A 26,157-nucleotide genomic window follows, 5' to 3' on the forward strand; every position below is an offset into this window, starting at 1 on the left:
AACCAAAACCTGAACCAAAACCTGAACCAAAACCTGAACCAAAACCTGAACATGATAACTCTCAAATAATAGTCAAGCCTATTATAAAAAACAATGCATATAATACTCAAAATAGCACCATAGGACAAGCATTAAGAAGCATTAGAATGATGGATAACTTAAATGAAAACTATAAAAATTATTTTATTTTACTAGATAATGCAGATAAAAAAATCGTTCAAAGTAGTCTAAAAAGCTTGGAATCAAATGATTATTTATCCAATTCAATCCAATTATTAAACACCTACAGTAATTTCGGACAAAATAACATGCTCTCAACTCTTAATCCAACTTTCATAAATACACCTATGGAGGATATTAGATTAGCTAGTAATACTTATCCGACAAATTTATTATATCAAAGTGATATAGCTAATTTCAATTTTTATGATAATCAAACATATATCTTCCAAATGGGACCTAATTTTAAAAAAATATATGGTAATGATTTTCATGGAAGCTCCTATGGACTCAATCTTAGCGTAGGAAAAGAAATTAATTCTTCAATGTTCGCAACGCATTTAAGTACTTCATATTCTAATGTTGATTTTTCAACATCTAATATCAAAACAAAAAACGCAAATTTATCAAGCAATTATATTTTGAATTTAGAAAATTTTAAAATTTTAAGCGGTATTGGCATAGGATTATACTCAAGCAACATGCAAAGATATATACTAAATTCAGATACTTTAAAAGGAACATATAATGGATTGATAACTTCTACCCAATTAGGTGTAGCAAAAGAATTTAGTTATAATAAAAATTTAAATTTAACTCCTTTGGTATATTTTAATTACAATTATTTTCAACAAAATGCATTTAGTGAAAGCGGTGGAATTTTTTCAAAATCTTACGATAGCATAAAACACAACAGCACATCTTTAGTTTTAGGGATTACTTCTTCTTATGTATTACCAAATTTAGATGAAAATAAAAATACTATAACAGGTTCTATATTGTATGAAAAAAGATTAACAGGAAAAAAGATAAGCAATAATGCAAATTTTATTGATTTTAAAAATCAAAAATTTAAACAATACTATGATTTAGATACTAACTTACTCAACATTAACCTTGGACTAAATTTCAAACCAAATAAAACATTCTTTTTTGATATAAAATTATTAAATGAAATTTATAAAAATCAATATAATGTTAATTTGGTGTCAAATTTTGGATTTAATTTTTGATTAAACAACTTAAAAAGGAAAAGAATGCAGATTATAAAATCATTTTTTAAAGGAATTGGAAAAACCATTTCTTATATCAACACTTATTTTAAAACCTTTGTGTTTTTATTTATCGTGTTTTTAATCCTTACTCCAAGCGGGGATAATGCCAAACTTTCTAATGCAAACCTAGCTCAAATTAATCTTAAAGGCGAAATTAGCGATGCGAGCAATCTTTTAGAACAAATTTACAAAGCCAAAGACGATAAAGCTATAAAAGGAGTTTTGCTTTTTATAGATAGCCCTGGTGGAGCTTTTGCACCAAGCATGGAAATAGCTTTAGCTATACAAGATCTTAAAGCTAAAAAACCTGTGGTAGTCTATGCAGGTGGAACTATAGCAAGCGGAAGCTACCTAAGCGCGGTGGGAGCTGATATGATCATCGCTAATCCTGCTAGCTTTGTAGGATCTATTGGGGTAATTATGCAAGGCTTTGAAGTAAGTGAGCTTGCACAAAAACTTGGTATAAATGAGCAAACCATCAAAGCAGGAAGCTATAAAGAAGCAGGAACTTTCATGCGTAAATGGAGCAAAGATGAAAAAGACTTTTTGCAAAATTTAGCTAATCAAAGCTATGAACTTTTCACGCAATTTGTCGCTAAAAATCGCAAGCTAGATTTAAATCAAACAAGCTCATGGGCTGATGCGAAAGTGTTTTTAGCAAATGAGGCTTTAAAATTAAAACTCATTGATAAAATAGGCAATTACGAACAAGCCAAAAAAGAGTTAGAAAAACTAGCCAAAGTGCAAAACCCTATCTGGCAAAAAGAAGATGCTATAGATAAGTTTTTAAAACGATTAGAAGAGCAAAGTGCTAGCTTTTTTGCTAACACTTTAGCGCAATTTTTCACACAAGTAAGCTCACAAAAAATCTACTAAGATTTAATAATCTCATAAAATCCATAAGTATCATTTTCTAAAAAGCCTTTGTATAAAGGCTTTAGCTTTAAATCTAACTTAACATTTTCAAAGGTATTTAAATTCGAGCTTGAAAAAATCAAAAGCATATCTAACTCATCTTTAAAGGCTTTTAAAAAGTTCTCCCCACCCTCATACATGATAAACTTTGCTTCACTAGGAATGCTTGTAAAAATTTCTCTTTTGGGCACGCTAAATAAAGGAATGTTTAAATCAAAACTTTCTAAATTTTGACGGCTTAGTATGCATAAATTTGGTGCTTTAGCCTGAACTAACCTTGCATCTAAAATAGGCCTATCATGCCTTATAGTTTCTCCACCTACTACTAGCAAATCAAGCTTTGAGCGTAATGTGTGAGCATAGGTTCTACTTGCTTTAGAACTTACTATTTTACCATAAGCAGAGCCATTTAAAGAAAGGGCTAGTTTAAAAAATTTAAAACTTGATTTTTGCCATTTTAAAAAAGGCTTTAAAAGCTCTTTGGCTCTTTGCTCGCAAATTCCCATGTGAACTTTTATGCCTTGATCTTTTAAAAACTCTGCTCCACCGCTTGCGAGCTTATGCTCATCCTTAGTAGCGATAAAAACTTCACTAAAACCAAGTGCGCTAAAAAGTTTCGCACAAGGTGGGGTTTTACCCTGATGATTGCAAGGTTCTAAACTCACATAAGCACTAGCGCCTTTTAATAACCCTTGATGATTTTGACAAATAAACTCATGCAAATCATTTGCATTTTGTGGTAAATCTAAATTTGGATTAAGCACTTTTAAGGCTTTACTCACTGCTTCAAGCTCTGCATGAGCCTTACCTGCTTCTTTATGCGCTTCTATACTTAAAATTTTGCCATTTTTATCTAAGATTACACAACCTACGGCTGGATTGGGGTAGGTCAAAAGCTGATATTTCCAAGCTTCATCTATGGCTAAATTCATATAAAATTCGTGATTCATATTACCTTCTATAATTTTATTTTTTAAAATATAGCAAAATATATTAACACTAATCAATAAATAATCAATATAATAAAATTAATATAATTAATTAGGAATAATATGATTTGGACTATTATAAATATAATATTTGCAATATTTTTATTCAGTATTTTTTGGAAACCAATATTAATAATATTAGTTATAGTTGGAATCTTATTTTTAATATACTATTGTTTTTGGTATATTCTTTTAATTGTAATTATTTTAGCTTTTGCAATATTTGGAGAGCATCTTATAATACCTATAATGTTTACTCTATGTACAATAATAATCATAGGAATTTTATATTATATTTACACGAAAATTTTATCTTTAAAAAATTATCACCCAAAAACAAAAGATGAATTAAAAGAATTGATCGAAGATGAAATTAATTTAAAAGATATAGACACCCGCTTTATCACAGATATGAGCGAATTATTTAAAAATTCTACAAGAAGTGATTTTAAAGGATTAAAATATTGGGATGTTTCAAATGTAAAAAGCATGACTTCAATGTTTGAAGGTTGTGAAAATTTTAATCAGGATTTATCGAGTTGGGATATTTCTAAAGTAAAAAATATGGATTTTATGTTTGAAAATTGCGTTAATTTTAACCAAGACTTATCTAATTGGGATACAAGTAAAGTTGATTATATGCATAAAATGTTTAGAAACTGCCATAAACTTGACAAAAGCATTGCACAAAAATGGAAACTAGATCAAGATTACTTGTTTTAAAAAGGCAAAGGTGCAAAAAATACCTTAAGCTTTACATGCTCATCACAAGCTTTTAAAAAACCTTGTGCTAAAAACTTAATATCTTTAGTTTTTAATTTCTCTCTTAAGTCAAAAGTTCTCTCACATAGAGGGTAAATAAGATAAATTTCCTTTATCTCGTATTTATTTGCATAAGCAAACATTTGATATAAATCACTTTGCGATATACCATGCTTTTTCTCATCTTCACTATCATCTGGAATTTTCCATTTTGCATCTAAAATCATTTTATTTTCTATACATAAATCAGGCTTTAACATAAAACATTTTTCATCATTTTTTGAGATTAAATACTTTCCACTACTTTTGGTTTTTATATTTTTGCTAGGATTAGCAAGTTTAAACATATAAGCCACATAGTTTTCAAAAAGTTTTTCCATAGGAAAAAGTAAAGCAAAGGCTTCGTTTTTACCTTTATATGGAGCAAAGCTTTGATTTTGTAAAAATATCTTACACCAAGAAAGTATATTTTCATAATAATCAAAATGTCTTGAAATTTTAAAACTAAAATCTTTTTCATAATTTTTAGAAAATTCTACCTCATCAAGCATTTGCATAGCTTTGATGATTTTAAATTTATTCAAGCTTGTTTTGGATTTTAAAAAATTTAATGTTGATTTTATCAAACGATTTGGTGCTATGTCTAAAACAAATTCATCGCTACTTGTGAAAAATCTTTCTTTGTGTATTAAATTTGATTTTATATGCTCATTGAATAGTAATTTTCCTTTTAAGAAAGCTCTGTTTTCTTCGCTACTTACATAAGATCTCATCAAACCTTTTTTATACACACTATCAAATTCATCTAAAAACATCGTGATAAAAATCTCAAACAAAGACATTTTAGAAACTTGCAAAGAAGAGATATTGCTATTTTTAAACGGAGAATTTTTTAAAGTTTTTAGCATGTTGATTAAAAGAATACTAGGATTAATCTCACAATCTTTTTTATAAAAATCATCATTTTTAGAGATATTTTCTAATTCGTAGTATTTTTTTTAATTTTTCTTTATCGTGTTTTGAATTAGTATCTTCTTTTGATTTTTCTTTACATTTACTTGATAGTTTATCTTCTTCTAATTTTTCCAAATTCATGCATTTTGGCAAGATCTCTAAAACACCACTTTTAGTCTGTATAATGCCGACATAATTTTTAGCTTTTAAGGTGTTTTTATTTTTAAAGCCTAGAAGACTTTTTCATTATTTTTTGCAAAGTCTTCTAGCTCTTTATAAAATATTTCAGTCTTTTCTTTGAAAATTTCTTTTAAATCTTCTTTAGAAAAAGCTTGATATTCGATGATAGAAAAAGTGTTAATTGTTTTCATTATTCATATATTTTTTTAAAAGTAGCTTCATCCCATTTTTGACTATCACTAAACTTATAAATAACCTTATCACTTTCTATAAAATCTGTCATATTTTTCAAATAACCACTATTTATATCTTGTTTTTCTAACATACCATTTTTATTTAAAACCGCGTCAATCAATGCATAATCATTATAAAAATACTCTTGCAATAATGGGATAATTTTATTTTGAAAAACATTTTTTAATTTCTCTAAACTATCAATGCCTATAAAAAATGCGTGCCCTATAGTCTTTTCTCTATCTAGCAAGTATTCTATGCGAGTATTAATAGCTTTTAATAATTCTTGCAAATTAACACCTTCGCAATTATCTGACAAAACATTAGGTTTAGGCATCATCTCGATAAATTCAAAGCGTCTTCGCAAAGCTGTATCAAGAGAAGTTATACTTCTATCAGCTGTATTCATAGTGCCTATGATATAAACATTTTTAGGCACTCCAAATTCATCTTTACTATAAGGCAAAGTTACCTTTAACTCTTCTTCTTTACCTATTCTTTTGCTAGGTTCTATTAAAGTAATAAGCTCACCAAAAATCTTACTTACATTACCACGATTAATCTCATCTATGATTATTATATAAGGTTTTAAAGAATTATCGTTGTTTTTCTTATTTTCATTCTTTGCAGTTGATTGTTTTTCATATGCTTTAAATTTTTTCACTAAATTAAAATAATAAGTATGAGTTCTATCGGCATAATCTCTATCAAATACTTTTTTAAACATTTCAGCAGCATTATTAAATTCATCTTTGTGTTTTAATAATTCCATAAATATAGATATACTTAAATTAAAATTTCCATCAAATCTCTCTACTCCTTCACTATAAATCATAACCGTTTTATCATTGATATCAACAACAAAGAAATTTCCACCCTTTGTTTTACCAATAGGCTCATTTGTTTCCAAAAGCCAATTTAAAAAATTTTCAACTTTTTCCTTTAATTCTATTTTTTTATTTAACTCATCTATATTTAAGATACTATTCTCATAATTATCCAAAGCTTTTTTACAAAGTTCTTTAAAAATTCCGTCTTTTATTTCGTATTCTACTTCCTTAGAATTTTCTTTGCTATCTATATGAGGCTTTATACCTTCTACAAATTCTTCATATCCATAGCTTTGATGAAAAGTAGTAAAAACTATTTGCCTATTTTTTACATATTCATCAAATTTTGCTTTTTTCTCATCTCTATCTTTATTTGCTAAATTTTCACCCAATATCTCCAAAGCTTTATCTATAGTATGATAAGTTTTTCCTGTCCCTGGAGGTCCATAAAGAATTTGATTTAAAGGTGGATTTTGATTTTCATTTGGTGTTTTTTTCATTTTCAAAAAATGCTCTTTGTAAAATTTTTCATTTTCACTTTGCTTAACTACACTAAGATTTGAGCTACTTAATATATCTCCAAATAATGGTTTAGCATATAAATCATCTTCATTTTTACTTAAAACACTATATTCTAAAAACCTATTTAAAGAATATAGCCCAACAGCATCAGCACTCGTTATAACTTTTATCTTTTGATTTTTTATTTCTACTTTAAATTCTTTCTCGCCGCCTCTTGTTTTCAAATACTTAACCATATCTTTTGAAACATAATTTTTATAAGCATTGACATATTTTACAAATTCCAAATAGTGAGAATTAATGCAAGCATGCGGACAACCTTTTCCGCTCTTAAAATTATATTCTTGTAATAATCCATCTTTCAGTTCAAATGACAAATTTATTAAAACTTCCATAGAGTTTATTTGAAATGTATCAAAATCATCTCTATTAACAATATTTAATCTTTTGCATTCTTTAATTGCATATTTTGCTGTATTGATATATTGATTAACAGTCTTTAATCTTTTTTCCAAAAATATTCTAAAAATTTTTTCGTTTGAGTTTTCTATTTGTGCTTGTATTTTATTTCCATTTGAAAAGTGAAATTCAACAACATTCATACTATTTTCCTTTAATCCACAATTGCAAAAAATTTACAATTTTTATAATATCTATAAAAATATTCACTATCTTTATGCATAGTTTTTAAATAATTAAAAACAGGCGAAGTCCATTTATAACCTTGACTTTTTGTATGAAATTCATCTATTAATTTATCATCTTGATAAACATATACACTCATGCCGCCATTTTTTACAACTGCTTCTTTAAATTCATCTTCATCTTTTGGAAAATGATAATACACATTGCCATTTTTATCTTTTTTGCTTATATTATAATCATATTTATTTTCAAGCATTATACGCCTTTTTGTTTTTGTATTTAAATTTAATTATATAAAAAATAAGTAAAAATTTAGAATTCTAAATTTTTACCATTGTATGAAGGTTTTAGCTTTTCTTATGTCGCTAAAATTTATAGTAGTTTTTTCTTGAGTTTCTAAATTTTCTAAAATGATATTTTCATCATCTACGGCGATGATTTTTGCTTCGATTTTTTCTTTTTCACTAGTTGTGATTTTTACAAGTTCGTTAATGCTTTTTGCAAAATGTTCGATTTTGCTAAGTTTTCTCTCAAGCCCACAGCTTGATACTTCTAAAAAATACTCCCCACTCACAGGTGGCTCTACATCAAAAATAGGTGATAAAATCTCACTAAGCTTAGCGCAATCATCAAGCCCTACTCCACCTTCTTTTTGCACATAAATTCTATAAATTTTTCTACCATTTTCACTTACTAGCTCATCATCATAAAAGCTAAGCCCTGCTTCTTTACAAAGTGCTTCAAGATTCATTTTGTTCCTTTTTGATTTTTTCAAATAAAGCATCCATATAGTTTTGATACTCTAATCTATCATCAAATTTAAAGTGAAAATTCGGACATCTATACCACCCTTGCTCACTCATGCAGTAATTTTGCAAAGCACGGGCGGCTTTTTTGAGTTGGTTGAGTATAATTTCTTGCTCTTGGGTATTAAAAAACATTTTATCTAAATACACAAAAGCATCGTATCTGCCTTTTTTACACTCTACATCCACTACGCACAAATTTTTTAAAGCTTCGTTGTCTAAATTTGCTAAAGCTTCTGGTATAAGTTCTTTTAAAATGCTTTCTGTGCGTAGCTTTTTGATTTCGGCTGGGTTCATAGGCTTACTTGTTCCTCAACTTCTTTGTAACTTTCTATATAATCCCCCACTCTCATATCATTACAACCTTCTATGCCTACACCGCATTCATAGCCTTTTGCAACTTCTCTTACATCATCTTTAAAGCGTTTGAGTGAGCTTACATTACCTTCAAATACCACAACCCCATCTCTAATGAGCCTGATTTTCGCACCACGATTGATCGTGCCTTCTGTTACCATACAACCTGCGATTTGTCCTAGTTTTGGCACACTGATCACTTGGCGAATTTCAGCTTGACCAAGTTGTTCTTCAGAGATGATAGGACTCATCATACCACCTAGTAAGGCTTTTACATCATCAAGCAAGTTATAAATAACATTATAAGTTTTTATCTCTACGCCTTTATCTTTAGCGCGTTCTTTGATCTCACCAGTTGGGCGTATATTAAAACCTAAAACGATAGAGTTTTCACTCGCACTTGCAAGCTCTATATCACTTTGAGTAATACCACCTACCCCACTATGGATGATATTAACCTTGATCTCATCATTTTTGAGTTTTTCTAAACTCGCCTTAATCGCTTCAAGCGAACCTTGCACATCTGCTTTTAAGATCACAGGAAGAGCTTTTAAATTGCCTTCTTTGATTTTTGCACCAAGCTCATCTATACTTACTTTAGTAGATTTGCTTAGTTCTTTTTGGCGGTTGTATTCATGGCGTTTATTAGCATATTCTCTTGCTTGTTTATCGCTATCTACGGCTATTAGAGTTTCTCCTGCATCGGCTACTTCACTAAGACCTATGATCACTCCGCACTCACCTGGACCTATTTCTTTTAAAGCTTTGCCTTGATCATCACTCATAGCACGCACTTTACCATAAGCTTCCCCTGCTACGACTGTATTTCCTACTCTTAAAATACCATTTTGCACGATGATAGTAGCCACAGGACCTCTACCTTTTTGCACTGAAGATTCTATAATACTTGCTTTAGCATGGGCTTTTGGATTTGCTTTAAGCTCTAAAATATCAGCTTGTAATAATACAATTTCAAGTAAATCCTCTATACCATCACCTTTTTTAGCTGAAACTGGCACAAATTCATGGCTTCCGCCCCATTCTACTGGCATGATGTCCATTTCTGCTAGTTGGGTTTTTACCATGTCAGGATTTGCGTTTTCTTTATCCATTTTATTAATAGCAATGATGATAGGTACATTAGCTGCTTTTGCATGATTGATCGCTTCTTTAGTTTGTGGTTTTACCCCATCATCTGCAGCTACTACGATAATAACAATATCCGTTATACTAGCTCCCCTTGCACGCATAGCAGTAAACGCCTCATGGCCTGGAGTATCGATAAAAGTGATTTTTCTACCATTTTTTTCCACCATGTAAGCACCAACATGCTGAGTGATCCCACCTGCTTCGCCACTTGCAATGCGTGATTTTCTTATATAATCAAGCAAAGAAGTCTTACCATGATCCACATGCCCCATGATAGTGATAACCGGAGCTCTTTGGCTTAAATTTTCTTCTGTTTGGTTTTCATCATAATCTTTTACATAATCAAACTCATCAGCTTCATCGATAATATTAATCTCCACACCAAATTCAGCTGCAAGAATTTCTATAGCATCCTCATCTAAAAAGTCATTTTTAGTCGTCATCATGCCAAGCATGAAAAGTTTAGAGATAACTTCTCCGGTGTTTTTACCAAGTTTTTCAGCAAATTCATACACACGAATTTCTTTAGGTATACTTACACTTGTTATAGCTTCGCTTTCTTTTTTCTCTACTTTTTTAGGTGGTTTTTTACGACTTCTTCTTTGTATACCACCCTCGCCAAATGGATTGATAGAATTATTTAAAGATTGCTTTAAGATATTTGGTTGTTTTTTGTTTGCTGGTTGTGCTGGTTTGTTTTCTTTTACACTAAAATCAGGTAAAACTACCATATCATCATCTTCTAAAGAAATATCAGCAAAGTCTTTATCTCCTAAAAGATCCATTTTAGTAGTGCTTTCTTTTTTACTTGTCGCAGGATGATTTTTCTTTTCTTTTTTCTTTCTTTTTAAATTCTCATCTGAATTTGAAAAAATCATACTAAGGCTCAAACCTTGAGTATTTTGTATATTAGATTTTTCTTCATTGTTTATTTGGTTTTCTTTACTTTCTTCTTTTTTCTTTTTAACGATAACTAAACCTCTTCTTTTAGCTAAATTTAAATTAGAGCCTAGTTTTTCATCGAATTTAATTTCTTCTTTTTTTTCCTCTAATGCTTCATTTTTAATAGGATTTTCAGGTTGCTTTTCTTCTTTCTTTTCATTTGTTGTTTTAACAGGAGTTTTTGTTTCTTTTTTAGTAGTTTTTTTCTCTTCTTTTTTGCTTTCTTCTTTTTTAGTAGTAGTTTTTTTAGTCGCACTTTCTTTTTTAGGCTTTGCCACTTTTTTTACCACATCTAGTATTTCACCTGATTGTACATATTGATAAATCGCTTCTGCGATTTCAGAAGATACTTTTTTGTTAGGGGATTTTATATCCTCTAAGCCTATTTCATTGGCTTTTTCTATAATTTCTTTACTAGTATATCCTAACTCTTGAGCGATTTCGCTAATCTTTACATCTGTCATTAAAAAATATCTCCTTTAAATCCTGCTGATTTATACTGCCATAAAAATTGCCTTTGCAAGCTCTCATAAAAGCCTTTTGCAATGTTTTTTCATCTTTTTCAAAACATGGATTACAAATATATAAACTCCTACCAAATTCCACTTTAGTGATAATTTGAGAATTTTTTATTTGAAATTGATGCAAACTTTGCTTTTCATAACGACCTTTGCAAACAATGCACATTCTAATGGGTATATGGTTTTTCAAAATTATATCTTTTTTTTGGAATTTTTAGCAAATTTTAAAGCCCTCATCATCAAATTCTAAAAGCTCAACTCTAAATTTAGCAAATTTATTTTTGATTTTTTCTTTGATTTGTTTAGCATCATCTTTATAAGCTAGAGTGAAAAAACTCGAACCTGAGCCTGAAAGCGTGCTCATGAGAGCATTATTATCTAAAGCTAATTTTTGTACTTCAAAAAGCTCAGGTAAAAGTTTCATTCTTTGATTTTGATGAAGTTTGTCTAAACTTGCATATTTCAACATGTCATATTTTTTTTCTAAAAAACAAGCTGTTAAAAATGAAGCATGACAAAGATTAAAAACAGCATCTTCTAGATTAATTTTTTTAGCTAAAACTGTTCTTGATTTTTGAGTATTCATCGCTACATTTGGTATAGTTATAACAGCTTGTAAGTCTTTATCTACTTCTTTTTTTATAGCTAAGACTTTTTGATTGTGATTTAATGCACACACAAAACCTCCAAGAGCTGCTGGAGCTATGTTATCTGGATGATTTTCATATTTTAAAGCTTCATTTAAAATGATATTTTTATCTGCTTTAAATCCGCTTAATTCATAAGCACAAGCAATAGCTCCAATTATTACAGCAGAAGAACTTCCCATACCTCTTGCTAAAGGGATATTATTTTGAAAAACAAAACGAAAATTATCTTTTTTACCGCTAAGTCTTTGATAAATTTCATAAAAAATATTAACAAAAGTATTATTTTTTTTAAGATAGATATTATTTTCACCTTCTCCATGTATGTTAATACTAAAAAATTTAGATTTTTCAACTATAGTTTGATTAAAATGTTTTAAACTCAAGCCCAAACAATCAAAACCAGGACCTAAATTTGCACTTGTCGCAGGAACTAAAATTTTCATTTTTTACCTTAATTAATTGCATCTAAAACATAAAAAGGTGTATTTTCTTTGCTTAAATTTAAACCTTTTAAACTTTGAGGCATAAAAAAACTTCCTGCTTGTGTCTTCTCTAAAATAATTTCACCATTGTCTTTTTTTACAAAACATAAATGTTTGTTTGCAGGTATAGGAGTGTTGTTATTTAACTCAAAAGCACTGATTGCTTTTAAAGGAATGTTTTTGACTATGGCTAATGTCTCAAAAGAAACATAAGAAATTTTTATACCCATGTAAGAACCTGGCCCATGTACATAAATAAGCTTTTCAAACTCATATTGTGAAAGTAATTCTTGCAATATTTTTGGTAAAACCTCGCTAACTTTTAAATCACTTTCAATGGTATTTAGCAATAAATCATTTTCATAAATACCAAGCATTAAAGGTTTTACTATGGCATTTAAAAGCAAAGTAACCTTTTTTATGCAAAAACCTTTTCGTAAACCTTATGTGTGCTTTTTTCTAAGCTTACCACTTCATAGGTACTAGGATCTTTTAAAAGTTCTTTAGTTAAAAGATGATTAAGCTTGTGTGAACCTGCATAAGAAGTATAATCTCCAAAAACTCTACATCCAAGCAAGGTTAAATCCCCAATAGCGTCTAAAATTTTATGACGCACAAATTCATCCTTAAAGCGCAAACCTTCAGGATTTAAAATACGATTATCATCAATCACAACAGCATTTTCTAGGCTTCCACCAAGACCTAAATTCATAGCTCTTAAAGCTTGAACATCTTTTAAAAATCCAAAAGTTCTTGCTCTTGCTATTTGCTCTATGTAGTTTTGTTTGCTAAATTCAAAACAATAATTTTGTTTGCCTATAATAGGATTATCAAATTCGATTGTATAGTTTATAATAGGCATATCCGTAGGACTTAAACGCACAAATTTATTGCCTTCTTTTACTTCTACACTTTTTTTAATCACTAAAATTTTTTTTGCCGCATCAAGCTCTTTTATACCTGCTTCTTCAAGCATCATACAAAAACCTATACTGCTACCATCCATTACAGGAGCTTCGTTTGCGTCTAAAACTATACGCACATTATCAATACCATAAGCATTAATTGCGCTCATTAAATGTTCTATAGTAGAAACATAACCCCTATGATCGCCTATTACAGTAGCCATTTGTGTATCGATGACATTTTCAGGCTTTGCTTCATAAGAAATTCCCAAATCACTTCTATAAAACACTATACCACTACCAGCTTCTAATGGCTCTAATTTTATACTAATAGGCTCACCCTTGTGCAAACCTATACCAACACCTTTAACTTCTTTTGCTATTGTTGTTTGATTCATTTTTATTCACTCAAAATTCTTTTTTTGCTTGATTCTAATACATTATAGATATTTTCTTTTATCCATTTTGCATCTTGCCATTGCTCAGGACGCACTTCAACACCTTGCACCAAAACACCAAAATGCACATGATCTCCAAGCGCTAAGCCTGTAGTGCCTGTAGTGCCTATAACATCACCTGCTCTAACTCTATCGCCCACATTTACATCCACATTAGTGCAATGTCCATAAAGAGTATAAATCCCAAAACCATGATAAATAATAATATTTAGTCCATAAATTCCATTTTCTTGTACAAATACCACTTCACCATCATTATTGCTAATGATAGGCGCTTCTTTTACACTTGCTAAATCAAGCCCCATGTGATAAGAGCTACTAAATGCTTGATTATTATAAGAATAAAACCTATGGTCAGCATAATCAGCTACTTTTTGGCCATTTTTTAAAGGCTTGAAAAGATTGACTTTAAAATTATTAATCATAGTATCAGGAACTTTACTCGTAATATCATGAATGATAACTTCATTAGAAGCTCTTAAGTCCTCATTAACAAATTTAAATTTTTCAAGCCTGCTTAACTCTCTATCTTTTGGAGCATATTTTTGTGCTAAAAATTCAATCTTTCCATCTAAAAATCTATCACTTACTTTTATATTAGATACTCGGTATTTTTTATTGGTAAAATAATATCTAATTCTTTGTTTGTTTACATTACCTGCTTTATCTACTGCCACTACATAAGCTCTAAAATGCTCATCAGTTGCCTCCCAAGGAATCAAAGCAGCATAATATCCTTCTTTCACATAAGGAGTTGCTTTAAAAATTTTATCTTTATCAGTTATGATATAAACTTCTTGCAAATTCTCATCACTTGCTTTAAATACCACACTACCTACTCCACCTTGTTCGATTTGATAAGAATTGTCTAAAATTTCTACAAATGGTTTTTTGGTATCAATGATAACTTTCACTTCTTTAAGCGCTTGATTTCCTAAAAAGAAATTCCAAAAACTACTATCACTTGCTTCTATTACAAGCTTATAAGAATCAACATTTTCTTTATAAGCTGGTTTTGGTAGTTTTAAATCAAAATAGACACTTTTTTTATTACCTTTAACATGTTCATTAACAAGCATTTCACCATTTAATTTATTTGCTTTAAATAGTGTGACTTTAACATCTTTTAAAACGCTTTCATCGCTTATTTCTATAGATATAGGATCTGTTAAATTGCTATAAATAATATCTGATTTTGTTTGGATTAATGGAGGATTTTTTTCAAACAGCTTTGTATTTAACACAAAAACCCCAAAGACTAAAAGTATTAAAAAAACTAGAAAAATCCATTTTTTATTTGATCTTTTACGCGTAAAAACCATATTCTCCACTTTCATTGTATAATTTTTGTAAAAATATATTATGCTTTAGCAAATTAAGAGTAAATTATAAAAAATTTTACAAAATTTCTCTTAACTTATTTGCACTTTTAATCCAAGCTTCAAGTTCATTTATATCACATTTTTCTATCATTTTTTTACACTCTTGTAATTCTTTTTGAAATAAATCAATAGAATTTAATAAATTTTGTTTGTTTTGTTCAAAAATACCACTCCACATTTGAGGGTTTGATTTTGCAATTCTACACATATCTTTAAAAGAAGGACCTCCTAGGTGGGCTATATTTTTTTTATTTTCTTCTTTCATTACAAAATTTGCCAAAGAAAAACTAATCACATGCGGTAAGTGTGAAATGATAGAAGCATGATGATCATGTGAAATACTATCCATAAATACAAGCTTCATTCCTAAATCTGAAAAAATTTCTATAGCTCTTTTTTGATGGATATGATCAGCATTTTGCACATCACATAAAACACAAACTGCATTTTTATACAAGTCTTTTATAGCTGCATTTGGACCACTATTTTCAGTTCCTGCCATAGGATGAGCCGCGATAAATTGACTTTGTAAATCAGATGGTAAATTTTTAATAATTTCTTCTTTTGTACTTCCAAGCTCAATGATAGTACAATCTTTAGAAATATCTTGAAATTCTTTTAAAATTTTTACAATAGCTCTTACAGGGATAGCTAAAAAAATCACATCACATTTTTTTAACTCTTCAAACGAAACAATTTTATCTATTAATTTTCGCTCTAGCGCGATTTGTTCAAATTCTTTGTTTATATCATATCCGCAAACTAAATCTATTAATTTATTCTCTCTCAAGCTAAGGCCCAAAGATCCACCTATTAAGCCAAGTCCGATTATACCTACTTTCATAAATTTTCCTTAAAAAGCATTAGTTAAAAATATTTTGGTATTATAACGATTTTGTATATAAAAATTTAGGTAAAATGATGAAAAAATGGTTTGTTTTCTTTGCACTCTCAAGTTCTTTATGTGCAGCTACGATTAAAGATATAAAATTTGAAGGCTTATCGCAACTTTCTAAAGAAAGTGCTATTGCGATTTCTAAATTAAAAATAGGACAAAAAATCAATCCTGCTAGTATAGACATAGCGATTAAAAATCTTTTTGATAGAAATTATTTCAAAGATATAGTAGTAGAAGAAAAAAATGGGGTGCTAATTTTTAAAGTAATAGAAAAACCTTCCATTGGAAAAATAGACATTCAAGGTATAGCAAGTAATGATAGAAAACAAATAGAAAGTCTTGTTGGTTTAAAACCTGGAATTTTATATGATGAAAATTCAGCTAAAGACGCAGCTGAAAAAATCAAACTTTTTTATCAAGCCAAAGGTTTTTATGATACTGTTGTAGAAATCAAAGATGAAAAATTAAGTAATTCAAGCTCATTAAAACTTACTTTTGTTGTAAATCGTGGGGAAAATATCATCATAGAAAAAGTACATTTAAGTGGTGCAAAAAATTTAAGTTATTCAGATATTGAACCTGCGGTAGCAAATAAACAAAGAGAAGCCCTAGGCTGGATGTGGGGCTTTAATGATGGTAAGCTTAAAATCTTTGATCTTGCAAATGATAGCTCAAGAATTTCAGATGTATATTTAAAAGAAGGTTATCTTGATGTGAGCGTATCTCCTGCTTTTTTAAATACTTACACAGATACTTATCAAGCTGATTTAACTTATTTTATCAACGAGGGTGAGGTTTATAAAGTTAAAGGAATTAAAATTTTTAATCCTATTTTTAGTGATGAAGAAAATGAAGCTTTAGCAAATGATTTAAAATTAAGTGTTGGAAAAATAGTTAATATAGAAAAACTAAGAGAAGATATAAAAACTATAGAAACAAAGACAGCTGATTTGGGTTATGCTTTTGTACAGGTTATACCTGATATACAAAAAGATAAAGAAAACCATGAAGCTATGATTATTTTTAAAGTCATACCTAATGAAAAAGTATATGTTAGAAATGTTGAAATTTCAGGTAATACTAAAACAGTTGATAGGGTTATTCGTAGAGAGCTTTATCTAACCGAAGGCAATCTTTATAATAGAACTGATTTAATAGACTCAAGAAATGCTCTAAGAAGAACTGCATATTTTGAAAATGTAGATATTAAAGAACAAAGAGTAGATGATACACATATTGATTTGATAGTAGAAGTCAAAGAAGCTTCAACTGGAGCTATTTCAGGTGGTATTGGTTATGGAACTAGTGATGGAATTTTACTTAGTGCTTCATTATCTGATGCAAATATCTTAGGCTCTGGCATGAAAGGAAGTGTAAGTATAGACAAAGGCGATGATACACTTTCAGGTAGAATATCTTTAAGAAATCCTAGAGTAAATGATAGTGATTATTCTCTTGGAGGATCATTATATTCAGATCGTTTAGAATGGGATAGTTATGATGAGAGAAACTATGGTTTTGATATAAGTGTTGGTAAAACTTTGGGAAGATATACAAGCATAGATTTAACCTACAATCTTGAGCAAAGTGATATTTATCATTTGAGTGATCGCTTAATCGCTCAAGGATATAAACTTGGTAAAACTTACAAAAGTTCTATCACTCCTTCAATAGTATTTAACAATACAGATGATTATTATCTACCAAGATCAGGTTTTATCGCTTCAACCTCACTTGAATATGCAGGCTTAGGTGGAGATCAAGAATTTATAAGCTCTACTACTAAATTTAATTATTATCAAGGCTTAGAAGAATTTATAGGTTGGGATTTGATTTATCGCTATAAAGCAAGTTTTTATAAGGTATGGGATCAAGGTTATTTACCTATCAATGAAAAATTATACCTTGGAGGCATAGGAACTATTAGAGGTTTTGATAGAAGAAGCGTGAGTCCTAAAAACGAATGGGGTGATGAAACAGGTGGTACAGTTGCCTTTGCTAACTCTGTAGAGCTTAGCTTTCCAATCTTTGATAGAATCAAACTAAGAGGAAGTGTGTTTTTTGACTATGGTGCCATAGGAGAAAGTTCTTTAAGTCAAATTCAAAGATGGAGCACAGGTGTTGGCTTTGAGTGGCTAACCCCACTAGGTGCTTTAAATTTAGTTTTTGCTAAACCATTTAACACTAATTCAAAAGACGACTTAAGCAAATTCGAGTTTATGTTGGGTGCAAGATTTTAAAAATACTAAAATCTTGCTATAATTTTGAAATTTTATTTTAGGTAGAGATAATGAATTTTTTAGATATTTTTTCTAGTATAAGACGCAAACAAGCCGCTCCAAGCGAAGCTCCAAATCACTGGGTAAAATGTAATTCTTGTCATGCGTTAATGTATTATAAAGAAATAGAAACTTGTTATAATGTTTGTCCTAAATGTAATTTTCATATGAGATTAAATCCTTTAAAACGCATCGAGCTACTTAGTGATGAAGATACTTTTGTAGAAATGGATAAAGATTTACATGCGATTGATCCGCTTAAATTTGTTGATAGTAAATCATATAAAAAAAGATTAGCAGAAAATGAAGAAAAAACAGGGAGAAAAAGCGCTATAATAAGCGGCGAGTGCAATATAGATGGCATTAAAACTCAATTAGTTGTTTTTGATTTTTCTTTCATGGGTGGAAGTTTGGGCTCAGTAGAAGGTGAAAAAATTCTTAGAGCTATTGAAAGGGCAATTGAGAAAAAAACTCCTGTTGTTATAGTGAGCGCAAGTGGTGGAGCTAGAATGCAAGAAAGCACTTATTCTTTAATGCAAATGAGCAAAACAAGTGCAGCATTAAAGCTATTAGCAGAAGAAAAGCTTCCCTATATTTCTGTCTTAACTGATCCAACTATGGGTGGAGTGAGTGCATCGTTTGCTTGGCTTGGAGATATCATTATGGCTGAACCTGGCGCCCTAGTAGGCTTTGCAGGAGCTAGAGTTATCAAACAAACTATAGGTGCTGATTTACCAGAAGGCTTTCAAAAGGCCGAATTTTTACTTGAACATGGATTAATTGATGCTATTGTAGAAAGAAGTGAACATAAAAAATTTATAGCAGATTTTTTAAGATTTTTTTCTAAAAATTAAAAATGCATATTAATCTTTTAAGCATTCAAAAAAATAATAATAATGAATTTAGTAAAATAGATGAGCGCTACACCAAGCTCATCAAAAAATTTTGCAATTTTAATGATATTTGTATTTTTAACAATAAAATTAATTTAGCACAAAATACCAATACCATAGAAGCAAAAAAATCTTATACAAACGCGCTAAATCCTTATAAAAAAGGTTTTTGCATAGCTTTAGATGAAAAGGGTAAAGAGCTTACAAGTGTAGAATTTGCTAAATTATTACAAGATAAAAATGAAATTTCTTTTTTTATAGGCGGTGCTTATGGCCTTGAAAAAGAATTCATCGCACAAATGCATACAAGCATAGCTCTTAGCAAAATGACTTTAGTGCATAAATTTGCTAAAACTATGCTTTTAGAACAAATTTATCGTGCATTTTGCATTAATACAAATCATCCATACCACAAATAGGAGCATTTATGCAAGAGTTAAATCTTGAAGAATTTAAAAATATATTACTTCAAAGACAAAAAGAAATTTTACAAGAACTTCAAGGCAATATAGACAATATCCATGATCTGCAAGATAGTGAACCAAGAGATGAAGTTGATTTACAACAAATTGACAACAGCTCACATATTGACTTAAAAATCAACGAAAATTTAAAAACAGAATTAGAAGAAATTAAACATTCATTAAGCAAAATAGATAACAATACTTATGGAATTTGTGAGTATTGTGATGAAGATATACATCCTGAAAGACTCAAAGTAAAACCTCACGCAAAATATTGTATAAATTGTCGTGAAAACTTAGAAAAAAGGAAAGAATTATGAAAGTAAAATTATTTTTCTTTGCAAGTTTAGTTTATCTTTTAATCGTAGCAGCCTTAGTTTATAATCTAAATTTGGGAAATTACACTTTCACAATTTCTACTTTTGAGCTAAATTTACCTATCAGCTTGTGGGTAATTTTACCTGCATTTATTTTGATGGTTTTAGCTTTATTGCATATGAGTTTTTATGGCTTTTTAAAACATTTACAATACAAAAATCTTATTAAAGACAGCAAAAATTATGAAAATTTTTTAATTGATGTATTTTTGAAAAAAATAAGCAAAATTAAATTTAAAACTCAAGAATTTCAAGATATAGCCAAAAACACTCAAGCTCTTTATTTTAAAGAAAAAAATCAAAATACAAAAATAGATGATATTATAAATATTTTAGAGCAGTTAGACAAAAAGGAATTTGTGGAATTAAAAAAATACAAACTCGATCCACATAATGAAATTTTCATTTTAAATGAAAAAAATCATTTCCAAAAAGATAGCGACTATGCTTTTTCTTTTATTAAAAATAAAGAAACTCTGACAAATGAATTAGAAAATTTTGCTTATAAAATGGTATTAGATAATGCACCTTATAGCCAAATTAAAACACTAAAAATACAAAAAAATCAAGATGATATTTTATTACTTTTGGATAGATTTGAAAAAGAAAATTTGGAATTAAATCATGCTGAAATCGAAGTTTTGCTTAGCATGAATACCTTAGATGATAAGTCATATTTACAATGCACAAAAATACTTTGTAAAAAAATAGAGCCTCAAATATTAATTGCTTTATTTAAAAAGTTAAAAGATAGTCATTCTCAAGCTTTAAGAGCTTATCTTTATACTTTAGCAGAATTTGGTATGTATGATGAATTGCTTAATGAATTAGGAAATGATCAAAACGAACATAAGGATTTTAGACTCTTGCTCTTTTTAAGAGAACATAATAAAAAAATAGAACTCGAAAAATTTATACAATGATAGATTTTAGTAAAAAACCTTTGTTTTTAGCTCCTATGGCAGGTTTTTCAGACTTGCCTTTGAGAAATTTAGTTAAACAATTTGGGGCTGATGTAACAATTAGTGAGATGATAAGTTCTAATGCTTTAGTGTATGAAAGCTCAAAAACTCTTAAAATGTTGGAAAAAGCTGAACTTGAGAATCCTTATATAGTTCAAATTGCAGGCTCGGATGAAAGTGTGATTCAAAGGGCGGTAGAAATATTAAATCGTTTTGATTTTATAGATGGGATTGATTTTAATTGCGGCTGTCCTGTAAGTAAAGTTATAAAACAATGTGCAGGTAGTGCTCTTTTGCAAGATCTTGATAAATTGCAAAGAATTTTAGAACTTATCAAAAAAACAAGCAATAAAAAGCTAACTAGTGTCAAAGTAAGATTAGGGTTTGAAAAAAAAGATCCTATTATCATTGCTAAAGCATGTGAAAATGCTGGGGTAGATTTTATCAGTATGCATGGTCGCACTAGAAAACAAATGTATAGCGGAAATTCTGATTATGAAGCTATAGCTTTAGCTAAAGAAAATATCAAAATTCCTTTAGTTGCAAATGGCGATATTAGCACAGAAAATGCTAAAGAAGTTTTTAAAATAACAAATTGCGATGCATTGATGATAGGGCGTGCAAGCATAGGAAAACCTTGGATATTTCACGAGGTAAAAACTGGTAAAAAAATCGATAAAACTTTAAAAAACAAAATCATCTTTACGCATTTTGAAGAAATGCTAAAACATTATAAAGAACAAGGTATAAGCATATTTAGAAAGCACTTACATGAATATTCTAAAGGCTATGAAGATGCTTCAAATTTTAGAGATTGTGTTAATCGCATTAATGATGCAGAAATTATGCGAAAATATATGCAAGAATTTTTCAATAAGGAATGATTTTTGCTTGTAAAATTCTAAGCAATATGAATGAAGAGATACCATAAAACAAGGAAGGTTCATGGCAGCTCATATCAATTCAAAAGGGATTTACAAAGCATTAGGTGGCATTAGAACAAGTGCAAATAATCTAGCAGCACATGCTTCAAAGCTTAACAATCATAGTTTAAATTTCGAGCAAGTTTTACAACAAACACAACCAAAATGTATAAGCACTTGCTTACAAAGCTCCCAAAAACAACTTGGAAATTTGCTTGAAGATATTAAAAATAGCAAGGAAGCTATTATAAAAAATACACATATTGATAGTGCAAATATCATCGCAAAATTAAGACAAGAGGCTATTATGATGTATGATATTACTCTTAAAAACCCTCTTTAATGATTTTATATAAATTATCAATATATTCATCGCTAAAATGCGATGAATTAAAATTTTCATAAAACCTCACAAGATCTTTAGCTTTAAACTCATAGCCAAAAGCACATTTTTTATGCGCAGGCAAAAAAGCCCTTATCAATACAACATCTTCTTTTATACACTCATCACATAAAAAGCAAATAAAATCCTTATGCAAGCGTCCTTCAAAGCTTAGAATCTTTAAATAAGCATCCACAATCACACGCTTGCAATCTTGTTTTTCAAAACGCTTAGCACAATCTTCTAAAAGCTCAAAATAAAAACTATCAATCTCCTCAACATCTTTTAAATGCCAATAAAAAAGCCTGATAAATTCTTGCCAAAAAAACATTTTTTCTCTATCTAAAACCCAAGAAAATCCAATGTGTAAAACATCTTTTAAGCGCGGTAAAAATCTAGAACTTTCTTCAAGTTCAAAATCAATCTTATATCCATTTAGAATATTAGAATGTCTCATTCCGTAAAATCTATAACTTTTAATAACTTTTTTGGCACTTAAAAGATAAACAATCAAATCCTCATCTTTTACGCTCTGAGTGTGCAAAATAAAGCCTTGCATCTATAAAAGCTCTATGCCATAAGCTTGTAAAATTTCATAAGCACTATTTTCTAAAGATTCATTAAAACTTGCAGTAGCATTTTTATGTAAAATAATTTTAGAATTAGGCGTGGCGCTTTGAGCTAAAATAATATTACTAAATACACAAATATGCGAAACTAAGCCACAAAATTCTATACTTTCATAATGATTTTGTTTTAAAAAATTAGCCAATTCTAAACTACCAAAAGCATTCTTATAAAAGATTTTTTTTGCATTTTTTAAATACACATCAAAATCGCTTGGCATTTGCCAACCAAAAGTATCTTTAATACAATGATAAATAGGTAGTTTTTTTCCTTCTTGGGTTTTTAAATAATTCTCATCATGCGTATCAAAAGTAAAAACAACATCACCTTGATGATTTTTTAAAAGAGTAAGAATATTATCTTTTATCTTGGTAGCTTTTTCAAAACCTAAGCTACCATCGATAAAATCATTTTGATAATCAACTATAATTAAAAGTTTAGTCATTATCCTTAACCATGAAAAAACTATCCGTGTGGATATTTTCAAATGCAGTTTTTAAGCTCGTAAATAATTTTGGATTTTCTTTTTCTAAATTTGCTAAAAGCTGTTTAGCTTCTTCTCTAGCATGAGGAAATTTTACATTTTTTTCACTTAATTTCATACCAGGACAAAATTCATTACCAATTACTTCTAATTCATTATTAATAGCATTTTCCCTTAATTGTCTTTCTCTTACAAAAATCAAAGGACGGATGACTTCTATACCTCTTTTACTTTTATATTTTGGCGCTAAACTTCTAAGAGCACCATTATAAATGAAATTCATAAAAAAACTCTCTACTGCATCATCTAAATGATGAGCTATGGCTAATTTATTAAAACCATTTTCTAAAGCGTAAGTATATAAAGCACCACGCCTCATTCTTGAAAAATAGCTACAAAAGCTTGAATTTTTTCTAATGGTATCACCTGAAATTTCATAAATATTAGAATCAATAACCTCATGGTCAATACCATGTTCTTTGCAGTGATTATGAAGTTTGGTGTAATCTTCACCCATGCCATAACTTAAAGTTACTGCTTTAAGTTCAAATTTAAAAGGTGCATGTGCTTGCATACGCTTTAAAAGATGAGTTAGAGCTAGAGAGTCTTTCCCACCACTAAGTCCTAATAAAACTTTATCATTATCTCCTATTAAGGAAAACTTAGCATTTGCTTTTGCAACTTCTCTGATTAGTCTTTTGCTAAGATTTATCATAATTTCTCACAAATTTTTAAAACAAAATTAGCTGAAATTTTAGCGGATTTTTCTACAAACTCATCAAAGTCAAATTCAGCTTTTTCACCTGCCTTATCACTCATTGATCTTAAAACCAAACATGGAATTTTTAAAGCATCACATACCAAAGCCACACTAGCTCCTTCCATTTCACAAGCATCTGCATTAAAAATTTCTCTAATTTTTGCTTTTTTATTCTCATCACAAATAAATTCATCACCCGTAGCGATAATACCTGATTGTAATTTAACACCAAGTTCTTTAGCAACCTCTATGGCAAGATTATTAAGCTTATCATCTGTTTTTATAAAAATTTCATTACCAGGAACATAACCAAGCGGATGTCCAAAAGCTGTAATATCTAAATCATATTGAACTAATTTTGTAGCATAGATTAAATCCCCTATTTCCAAACTAGGATTAAAAGCACCAGCCACTCCTGTAAAAAGCATAAGTTCAGCTTTAAATTTTTCTATCATAATAGTCGCGCTAAGAGTGGAATTTACTTTCCCTATCTTAGAATAAGCGATGATTAATTCATGATTTTTGTATTTTGCAATATAATAAGTATTATTTGCATATTCAATTGTTTGATATTCTTTTAATGTTTCGAGTAAAGGAGTAACCTCTTCGGGCATAGCTCCTAAAATAGCTATTTTCATTTAATCACCTTTAGAATTTCATCAATATCTTCTATTTTACTTAAAGCATAAGTTTCTTTTTGAGTGATTTTTTTATTTAAGCCCTTTAGCACGCTCGCACCAAATTCTATATAAAAATCCACTTCATTATCTATTGTTTTAATGCTTTGTTTATAAAGAACAGGCTTTATAAGTTGCTCGCTTAAAAGTGTTAAAGCTTGAGTTTTATCACTATATATTTTTGCATTTACATTTGAAACTACACTTTTAAAATCATCTTTTAACACAAGCTCTAGTTCTTTTGTAAGTTTTAAAGACGCATTTTTTAATAATGGACAATGGCTTGCAACACTCATATTCAAAAGCATAGCTCTTTTGGCTCCTCCATTCTTAAACTCACTCTCATAAGAAGCTAAATCAGGCTTTAAGCCCGCTACTACAATCTGTCCTTCACAATTATAATTAGCTGCAAAAATACTTTTTTGCTCACTTAATGCCTTTTGACAAAGTTCTTCTACTACTTTATCTTCAAGTCCTAAAACCACCATCATACCAGCTTCGATTTTAGAGCAATCCTCCTGCATAAATTGGCCACGCTTGTTAACAAGTGCTATAACATCTAAAAAGTCAAATGCACCTTGAGTCGCTAAAGCACTAAATTCTCCTAGTGAATGGCCTAAACTATACTTAGCTTCTATACCAGCTTGCTCTTTTAAAACTTCATAAGCCATTAGTGAGTTTAACACTATGGCCATTTGTGTAAATTCACTTTTATTTAAATTTTCATTTTCCTTAAAAAGCAAATTTTTAAAATCAATTTTACAATAATCACTTGCACAATCTAATAATTCTCTTGCTTTAAGTGAATTCTCATAAAAACTAAGCCCCATGCCAACACTTTGAGAGCCTTGGCCTGGGAAAATAAATGCACTATTCATTAGTGTCCACCGCAGCAACCGCCACCACCATGTCCGTGGCCACCACAACATCCGCCACCACCATGTCCGTGATGATGATCATGATGATGTCCTCCACCACCACATCCACAACTTCTGCTACCTGCAATAATTCCTGTTAAAATTTCATCTTCACTTGCAGCTCTAACATCTACAATATTAATTGAAAACAACAAGTCTTTTCCTGCGTAAGCATGATTATAATCAATAGTAACTTCATTCTCAGTAATTTCTCTAACAATTACTCTTACTGTATTACCATCTTCGCCTTCGCCAAAAAGCTCCATACCAACTTGCAAATCAATCCCTGCAAATTGTTCTTTTGGTAAAGTTTGCAATGCATTTGCATCATATTCACCCAAAGCATTTTCTTTTTTTATCACAATATCGGCATTACATGGGGCATCAAGTTTTTGAATTTCCTCTTCTAGTCCTTCTAAAATTTGACCCTTACCTAAAATAAAAGAAATGGGTTCAGCATAAATATTTGATTCTAAAACTTCATTTGTGTTTGCATCTTTTAACTCATAAAACATTGAAACTACACTATTTTTTTCTATAGCCATTTTATCTCCTTT

General features: G+C 29.6%; 28 protein-coding genes and 1 pseudogene. 10 read left to right on the plus strand and 19 right to left on the minus strand.

The annotated features are described in order from the left end of the window. Together L8X28_RS05900 and sppA are read left to right on the plus strand one after the other, a co-directional pair. On the plus strand, positions 1-1,232 hold a 1,232-nt coding region (locus L8X28_RS05900; protein WP_263665805.1), incomplete at its 5' end, for an autotransporter outer membrane beta-barrel domain-containing protein. Positions 1,233-1,256: 24 nt separating this feature from the next. Then, positions 1,257-2,150 (plus strand): signal peptide peptidase SppA, encoded by an 894-nt coding sequence (gene sppA, locus L8X28_RS05905; RefSeq protein WP_263665806.1) that lies wholly within the window; start codon positions 1,257-1,259, stop codon positions 2,148-2,150. Here the strand turns inward: sppA and ribD are convergent. After that, positions 2,147-3,139, minus strand: coding sequence for a bifunctional diaminohydroxyphosphoribosylaminopyrimidine deaminase/5-amino-6-(5-phosphoribosylamino)uracil reductase RibD (ribD, locus tag L8X28_RS05910; protein WP_263665807.1), 993 nt, complete (start codon positions 3,137-3,139; stop codon positions 2,147-2,149). The two genes, sppA and ribD, sit on opposite strands and share 4 nt — an antisense overlap. A 288-nt stretch (positions 3,140-3,427) precedes the next feature. Here ribD and L8X28_RS05915 point away from each other — a divergent pair, with 288 nt between their 5' ends. Beyond that, a complete protein-coding gene (locus tag L8X28_RS05915) occupies positions 3,428-3,901 on the plus strand; it encodes a BspA family leucine-rich repeat surface protein (protein ID WP_263665808.1) in 474 nt (157 codons plus the stop codon). Here the strand turns inward: L8X28_RS05915 and L8X28_RS05920 are convergent. From L8X28_RS05920 to L8X28_RS05975, 12 genes and pseudogenes are all read right to left on the minus strand, one after another. Beyond that, a pseudogene (locus tag L8X28_RS05920) lies at positions 3,898-5,265 on the minus strand (McrC family protein). The gene L8X28_RS05915 and the pseudogene L8X28_RS05920 overlap by 4 nt on opposite strands. Beyond that, the gene (locus tag L8X28_RS05925) at positions 5,265-7,262 is read right to left on the minus strand and encodes an McrB family protein (protein WP_263665809.1); all 1,998 of its coding nucleotides are present in this window, start codon (positions 7,260-7,262) and stop codon (positions 5,265-5,267) included. Before L8X28_RS05925 ends, L8X28_RS05920 begins: the two are co-directional and overlap by 1 nt. 11 nt (positions 7,263-7,273) lie before the next feature. After that, a complete protein-coding gene (locus L8X28_RS05930; protein WP_263660738.1) occupies positions 7,274-7,561 on the minus strand; it encodes a hypothetical protein in 288 nt (95 codons plus the stop codon). Between the two features lie 72 nt (positions 7,562-7,633). Then, entirely contained in the window at positions 7,634-8,056 is a 423-nt protein-coding gene (gene rimP / locus L8X28_RS05935) for a ribosome maturation factor RimP (RefSeq protein ID WP_263665810.1), read from the minus strand. Further along, complete coding sequence (rbfA, locus tag L8X28_RS05940; protein WP_220566486.1) at positions 8,046-8,408, minus strand: 30S ribosome-binding factor RbfA; 363 nt, start codon at positions 8,406-8,408, stop codon at positions 8,046-8,048. The genes rimP and rbfA overlap by 11 nt, the downstream gene beginning before the upstream one ends. Continuing rightward, on the minus strand, positions 8,405-11,023 hold the full coding sequence (gene infB, locus L8X28_RS05945) for a translation initiation factor IF-2 (protein WP_263665811.1): 2,619 nt from the start codon (positions 11,021-11,023) through the stop codon (positions 8,405-8,407). Before infB ends, rbfA begins: the two co-directional genes overlap by 4 nt. After that, positions 11,004-11,270 carry a DUF448 domain-containing protein gene (locus tag L8X28_RS05950; RefSeq protein WP_133319640.1) on the minus strand — a complete coding sequence of 89 codons (267 nt, stop codon included), beginning with the start codon at positions 11,268-11,270 and terminating at the stop codon, positions 11,004-11,006. Before L8X28_RS05950 ends, infB begins: the two co-directional genes overlap by 20 nt. Positions 11,271-11,294: 24 nt before the next feature. Continuing rightward, positions 11,295-12,173 carry a homoserine kinase gene (thrB, locus tag L8X28_RS05955; RefSeq protein WP_263659729.1) on the minus strand — a complete coding sequence of 293 codons (879 nt, stop codon included), beginning with the start codon at positions 12,171-12,173 and terminating at the stop codon, positions 11,295-11,297. Between the two features lie 8 nt (positions 12,174-12,181). Further along, complete coding sequence (locus tag L8X28_RS05960; protein ID WP_263660747.1) at positions 12,182-12,589, minus strand: tRNA threonylcarbamoyladenosine biosynthesis protein TsaB; 408 nt, start codon at positions 12,587-12,589, stop codon at positions 12,182-12,184. Between the two features lie 41 nt (positions 12,590-12,630). Then, positions 12,631-13,515, minus strand: coding sequence for a UDP-3-O-acyl-N-acetylglucosamine deacetylase (gene lpxC, locus L8X28_RS05965; protein ID WP_263660735.1), 885 nt, complete (start codon positions 13,513-13,515; stop codon positions 12,631-12,633). 2 nt (positions 13,516-13,517) lie between these two features. Further along, a complete protein-coding gene (locus L8X28_RS05970) occupies positions 13,518-14,897 on the minus strand; it encodes a M23 family metallopeptidase (RefSeq protein ID WP_263665840.1) in 1,380 nt (459 codons plus the stop codon). A gap of 76 nt (positions 14,898-14,973) precedes the next feature. Further along, entirely contained in the window at positions 14,974-15,801 is an 828-nt protein-coding gene (locus L8X28_RS05975; protein WP_133319645.1) for a prephenate dehydrogenase, read from the minus strand. A 77-nt stretch (positions 15,802-15,878) separates the two neighbouring features. On the opposite strand from L8X28_RS05975, the gene bamA reads away from it, so the two are divergent. From bamA to L8X28_RS06010, 7 genes are all read left to right on the plus strand, one after another. Beyond that, on the plus strand, positions 15,879-18,095 hold the full coding sequence (gene bamA, locus L8X28_RS05980; protein WP_263665812.1) for an outer membrane protein assembly factor BamA: 2,217 nt from the start codon (positions 15,879-15,881) through the stop codon (positions 18,093-18,095). Positions 18,096-18,145: 50 nt separating this feature from the next. Continuing rightward, positions 18,146-18,988: an acetyl-CoA carboxylase, carboxyltransferase subunit beta gene (accD, locus tag L8X28_RS05985; protein WP_263660733.1), complete on the plus strand. Its 843-nt coding sequence runs from the start codon at positions 18,146-18,148 to the stop codon at positions 18,986-18,988. Positions 18,989-18,990: 2 nt separating this feature from the next. Beyond that, positions 18,991-19,446, plus strand: coding sequence for a 23S rRNA (pseudouridine(1915)-N(3))-methyltransferase RlmH (locus L8X28_RS05990; protein WP_263665813.1), 456 nt, complete (start codon positions 18,991-18,993; stop codon positions 19,444-19,446). Positions 19,447-19,454: 8 nt separating this feature from the next. Continuing rightward, complete coding sequence (gene dksA, locus L8X28_RS05995; protein WP_133319649.1) at positions 19,455-19,811, plus strand: RNA polymerase-binding protein DksA; 357 nt, start codon at positions 19,455-19,457, stop codon at positions 19,809-19,811. Beyond that, a complete protein-coding gene (locus L8X28_RS06000; RefSeq protein ID WP_220566495.1) occupies positions 19,808-20,791 on the plus strand; it encodes a hypothetical protein in 984 nt (327 codons plus the stop codon). Before dksA ends, L8X28_RS06000 begins: the two co-directional genes overlap by 4 nt. Continuing rightward, positions 20,788-21,714, plus strand: a complete 927-nt coding sequence (locus tag L8X28_RS06005; protein WP_133319651.1) for a tRNA dihydrouridine synthase — start codon at positions 20,788-20,790, stop codon at positions 21,712-21,714. The genes L8X28_RS06000 and L8X28_RS06005 overlap by 4 nt, the downstream gene beginning before the upstream one ends. Before the next feature lie 61 nt (positions 21,715-21,775). Continuing rightward, the gene (locus L8X28_RS06010) at positions 21,776-22,096 is read left to right on the plus strand and encodes a hypothetical protein (protein WP_133319652.1); all 321 of its coding nucleotides are present in this window, start codon (positions 21,776-21,778) and stop codon (positions 22,094-22,096) included. On the opposite strand, the gene recO is transcribed toward L8X28_RS06010, so the two are convergent. From recO to L8X28_RS06040, 6 genes are read right to left on the minus strand one after another with little or no spacing between them, the layout of a single operon-like run. Next, on the minus strand, positions 22,080-22,694 hold the full coding sequence (recO, locus tag L8X28_RS06015) for a recombination protein RecO (RefSeq protein ID WP_133319653.1): 615 nt from the start codon (positions 22,692-22,694) through the stop codon (positions 22,080-22,082). The two genes, L8X28_RS06010 and recO, sit on opposite strands and share 17 nt — an antisense overlap. Further along, the gene (locus L8X28_RS06020; protein WP_220566498.1) at positions 22,695-23,207 is read right to left on the minus strand and encodes a cysteine hydrolase family protein; all 513 of its coding nucleotides are present in this window, start codon (positions 23,205-23,207) and stop codon (positions 22,695-22,697) included. After that, a complete protein-coding gene (locus tag L8X28_RS06025) occupies positions 23,200-23,961 on the minus strand; it encodes an ATP-binding protein (RefSeq protein ID WP_263665814.1) in 762 nt (253 codons plus the stop codon). Before L8X28_RS06025 ends, L8X28_RS06020 begins: the two co-directional genes overlap by 8 nt. Further along, entirely contained in the window at positions 23,958-24,644 is a 687-nt protein-coding gene (locus L8X28_RS06030; RefSeq protein WP_263665815.1) for a 5'-methylthioadenosine/adenosylhomocysteine nucleosidase, read from the minus strand. The genes L8X28_RS06025 and L8X28_RS06030 overlap by 4 nt, the downstream gene beginning before the upstream one ends. Further along, positions 24,641-25,561, minus strand: coding sequence for an ACP S-malonyltransferase (gene fabD, locus L8X28_RS06035; protein WP_263665816.1), 921 nt, complete (start codon positions 25,559-25,561; stop codon positions 24,641-24,643). Before fabD ends, L8X28_RS06030 begins: the two co-directional genes overlap by 4 nt. Next, complete coding sequence (locus L8X28_RS06040) at positions 25,561-26,145, minus strand: FKBP-type peptidyl-prolyl cis-trans isomerase (protein WP_263660726.1); 585 nt, start codon at positions 26,143-26,145, stop codon at positions 25,561-25,563. Before L8X28_RS06040 ends, fabD begins: the two co-directional genes overlap by 1 nt. Positions 26,146-26,157 lie beyond the last annotated feature (12 nt).

It is taken from the genome of Campylobacter sp. CNRCH_2016_0050h (genome assembly GCF_025772605.1).
Taxonomy (GTDB): domain Bacteria; phylum Campylobacterota; class Campylobacteria; order Campylobacterales; family Campylobacteraceae; genus Campylobacter_D; species Campylobacter_D lari_D.

Excerpts from the sequence above, each read along its gene's own strand:
- sppA (WP_263665806.1), top strand. The coding sequence starts at position 1,257 with ATGCAGATTATAAAATCATTTTTTAAAGGAATTGGAAAAACCATTTCT.
- ribD (WP_263665807.1), bottom strand. The coding sequence starts at position 3,139 with ATGAATCACGAATTTTATATGAATTTAGCCATAGATGAAGCTTGGAAA.
- L8X28_RS05915 (WP_263665808.1), top strand. The coding sequence starts at position 3,428 with ATGTTTACTCTATGTACAATAATAATCATAGGAATTTTATATTATATT.
- L8X28_RS05925 (WP_263665809.1), bottom strand. The coding sequence starts at position 7,262 with ATGAATGTTGTTGAATTTCACTTTTCAAATGGAAATAAAATACAAGCA.
- L8X28_RS05930 (WP_263660738.1), bottom strand. The coding sequence starts at position 7,561 with ATGCTTGAAAATAAATATGATTATAATATAAGCAAAAAAGATAAAAAT.
- rimP (WP_263665810.1), bottom strand. The coding sequence starts at position 8,056 with ATGAATCTTGAAGCACTTTGTAAAGAAGCAGGGCTTAGCTTTTATGAT.
- rbfA (WP_220566486.1), bottom strand. The coding sequence starts at position 8,408 with ATGAACCCAGCCGAAATCAAAAAGCTACGCACAGAAAGCATTTTAAAA.
- infB (WP_263665811.1), bottom strand. The coding sequence starts at position 11,023 with ATGACAGATGTAAAGATTAGCGAAATCGCTCAAGAGTTAGGATATACT.
- thrB (WP_263659729.1), bottom strand. The coding sequence starts at position 12,173 with ATGAAAATTTTAGTTCCTGCGACAAGTGCAAATTTAGGTCCTGGTTTT.
- L8X28_RS05960 (WP_263660747.1), bottom strand. The coding sequence starts at position 12,589 with ATGCTTGGTATTTATGAAAATGATTTATTGCTAAATACCATTGAAAGT.
- lpxC (WP_263660735.1), bottom strand. The coding sequence starts at position 13,515 with ATGAATCAAACAACAATAGCAAAAGAAGTTAAAGGTGTTGGTATAGGT.
- L8X28_RS05970 (WP_263665840.1), bottom strand. The coding sequence starts at position 14,897 with ATGGTTTTTACGCGTAAAAGATCAAATAAAAAATGGATTTTTCTAGTT.
- L8X28_RS05975 (WP_133319645.1), bottom strand. The coding sequence starts at position 15,801 with ATGAAAGTAGGTATAATCGGACTTGGCTTAATAGGTGGATCTTTGGGC.
- bamA (WP_263665812.1), top strand. The coding sequence starts at position 15,879 with ATGAAAAAATGGTTTGTTTTCTTTGCACTCTCAAGTTCTTTATGTGCA.
- accD (WP_263660733.1), top strand. The coding sequence starts at position 18,146 with ATGAATTTTTTAGATATTTTTTCTAGTATAAGACGCAAACAAGCCGCT.
- L8X28_RS05990 (WP_263665813.1), top strand. The coding sequence starts at position 18,991 with ATGCATATTAATCTTTTAAGCATTCAAAAAAATAATAATAATGAATTT.
- dksA (WP_133319649.1), top strand. The coding sequence starts at position 19,455 with ATGCAAGAGTTAAATCTTGAAGAATTTAAAAATATATTACTTCAAAGA.
- L8X28_RS06000 (WP_220566495.1), top strand. The coding sequence starts at position 19,808 with ATGAAAGTAAAATTATTTTTCTTTGCAAGTTTAGTTTATCTTTTAATC.
- L8X28_RS06005 (WP_133319651.1), top strand. The coding sequence starts at position 20,788 with ATGATAGATTTTAGTAAAAAACCTTTGTTTTTAGCTCCTATGGCAGGT.
- L8X28_RS06010 (WP_133319652.1), top strand. The coding sequence starts at position 21,776 with ATGGCAGCTCATATCAATTCAAAAGGGATTTACAAAGCATTAGGTGGC.
- recO (WP_133319653.1), bottom strand. The coding sequence starts at position 22,694 with ATGCAAGGCTTTATTTTGCACACTCAGAGCGTAAAAGATGAGGATTTG.
- L8X28_RS06020 (WP_220566498.1), bottom strand. The coding sequence starts at position 23,207 with ATGACTAAACTTTTAATTATAGTTGATTATCAAAATGATTTTATCGAT.
- L8X28_RS06025 (WP_263665814.1), bottom strand. The coding sequence starts at position 23,961 with ATGATAAATCTTAGCAAAAGACTAATCAGAGAAGTTGCAAAAGCAAAT.
- L8X28_RS06030 (WP_263665815.1), bottom strand. The coding sequence starts at position 24,644 with ATGAAAATAGCTATTTTAGGAGCTATGCCCGAAGAGGTTACTCCTTTA.
- fabD (WP_263665816.1), bottom strand. The coding sequence starts at position 25,561 with ATGAATAGTGCATTTATTTTCCCAGGCCAAGGCTCTCAAAGTGTTGGC.
- L8X28_RS06040 (WP_263660726.1), bottom strand. The coding sequence starts at position 26,145 with ATGGCTATAGAAAAAAATAGTGTAGTTTCAATGTTTTATGAGTTAAAA.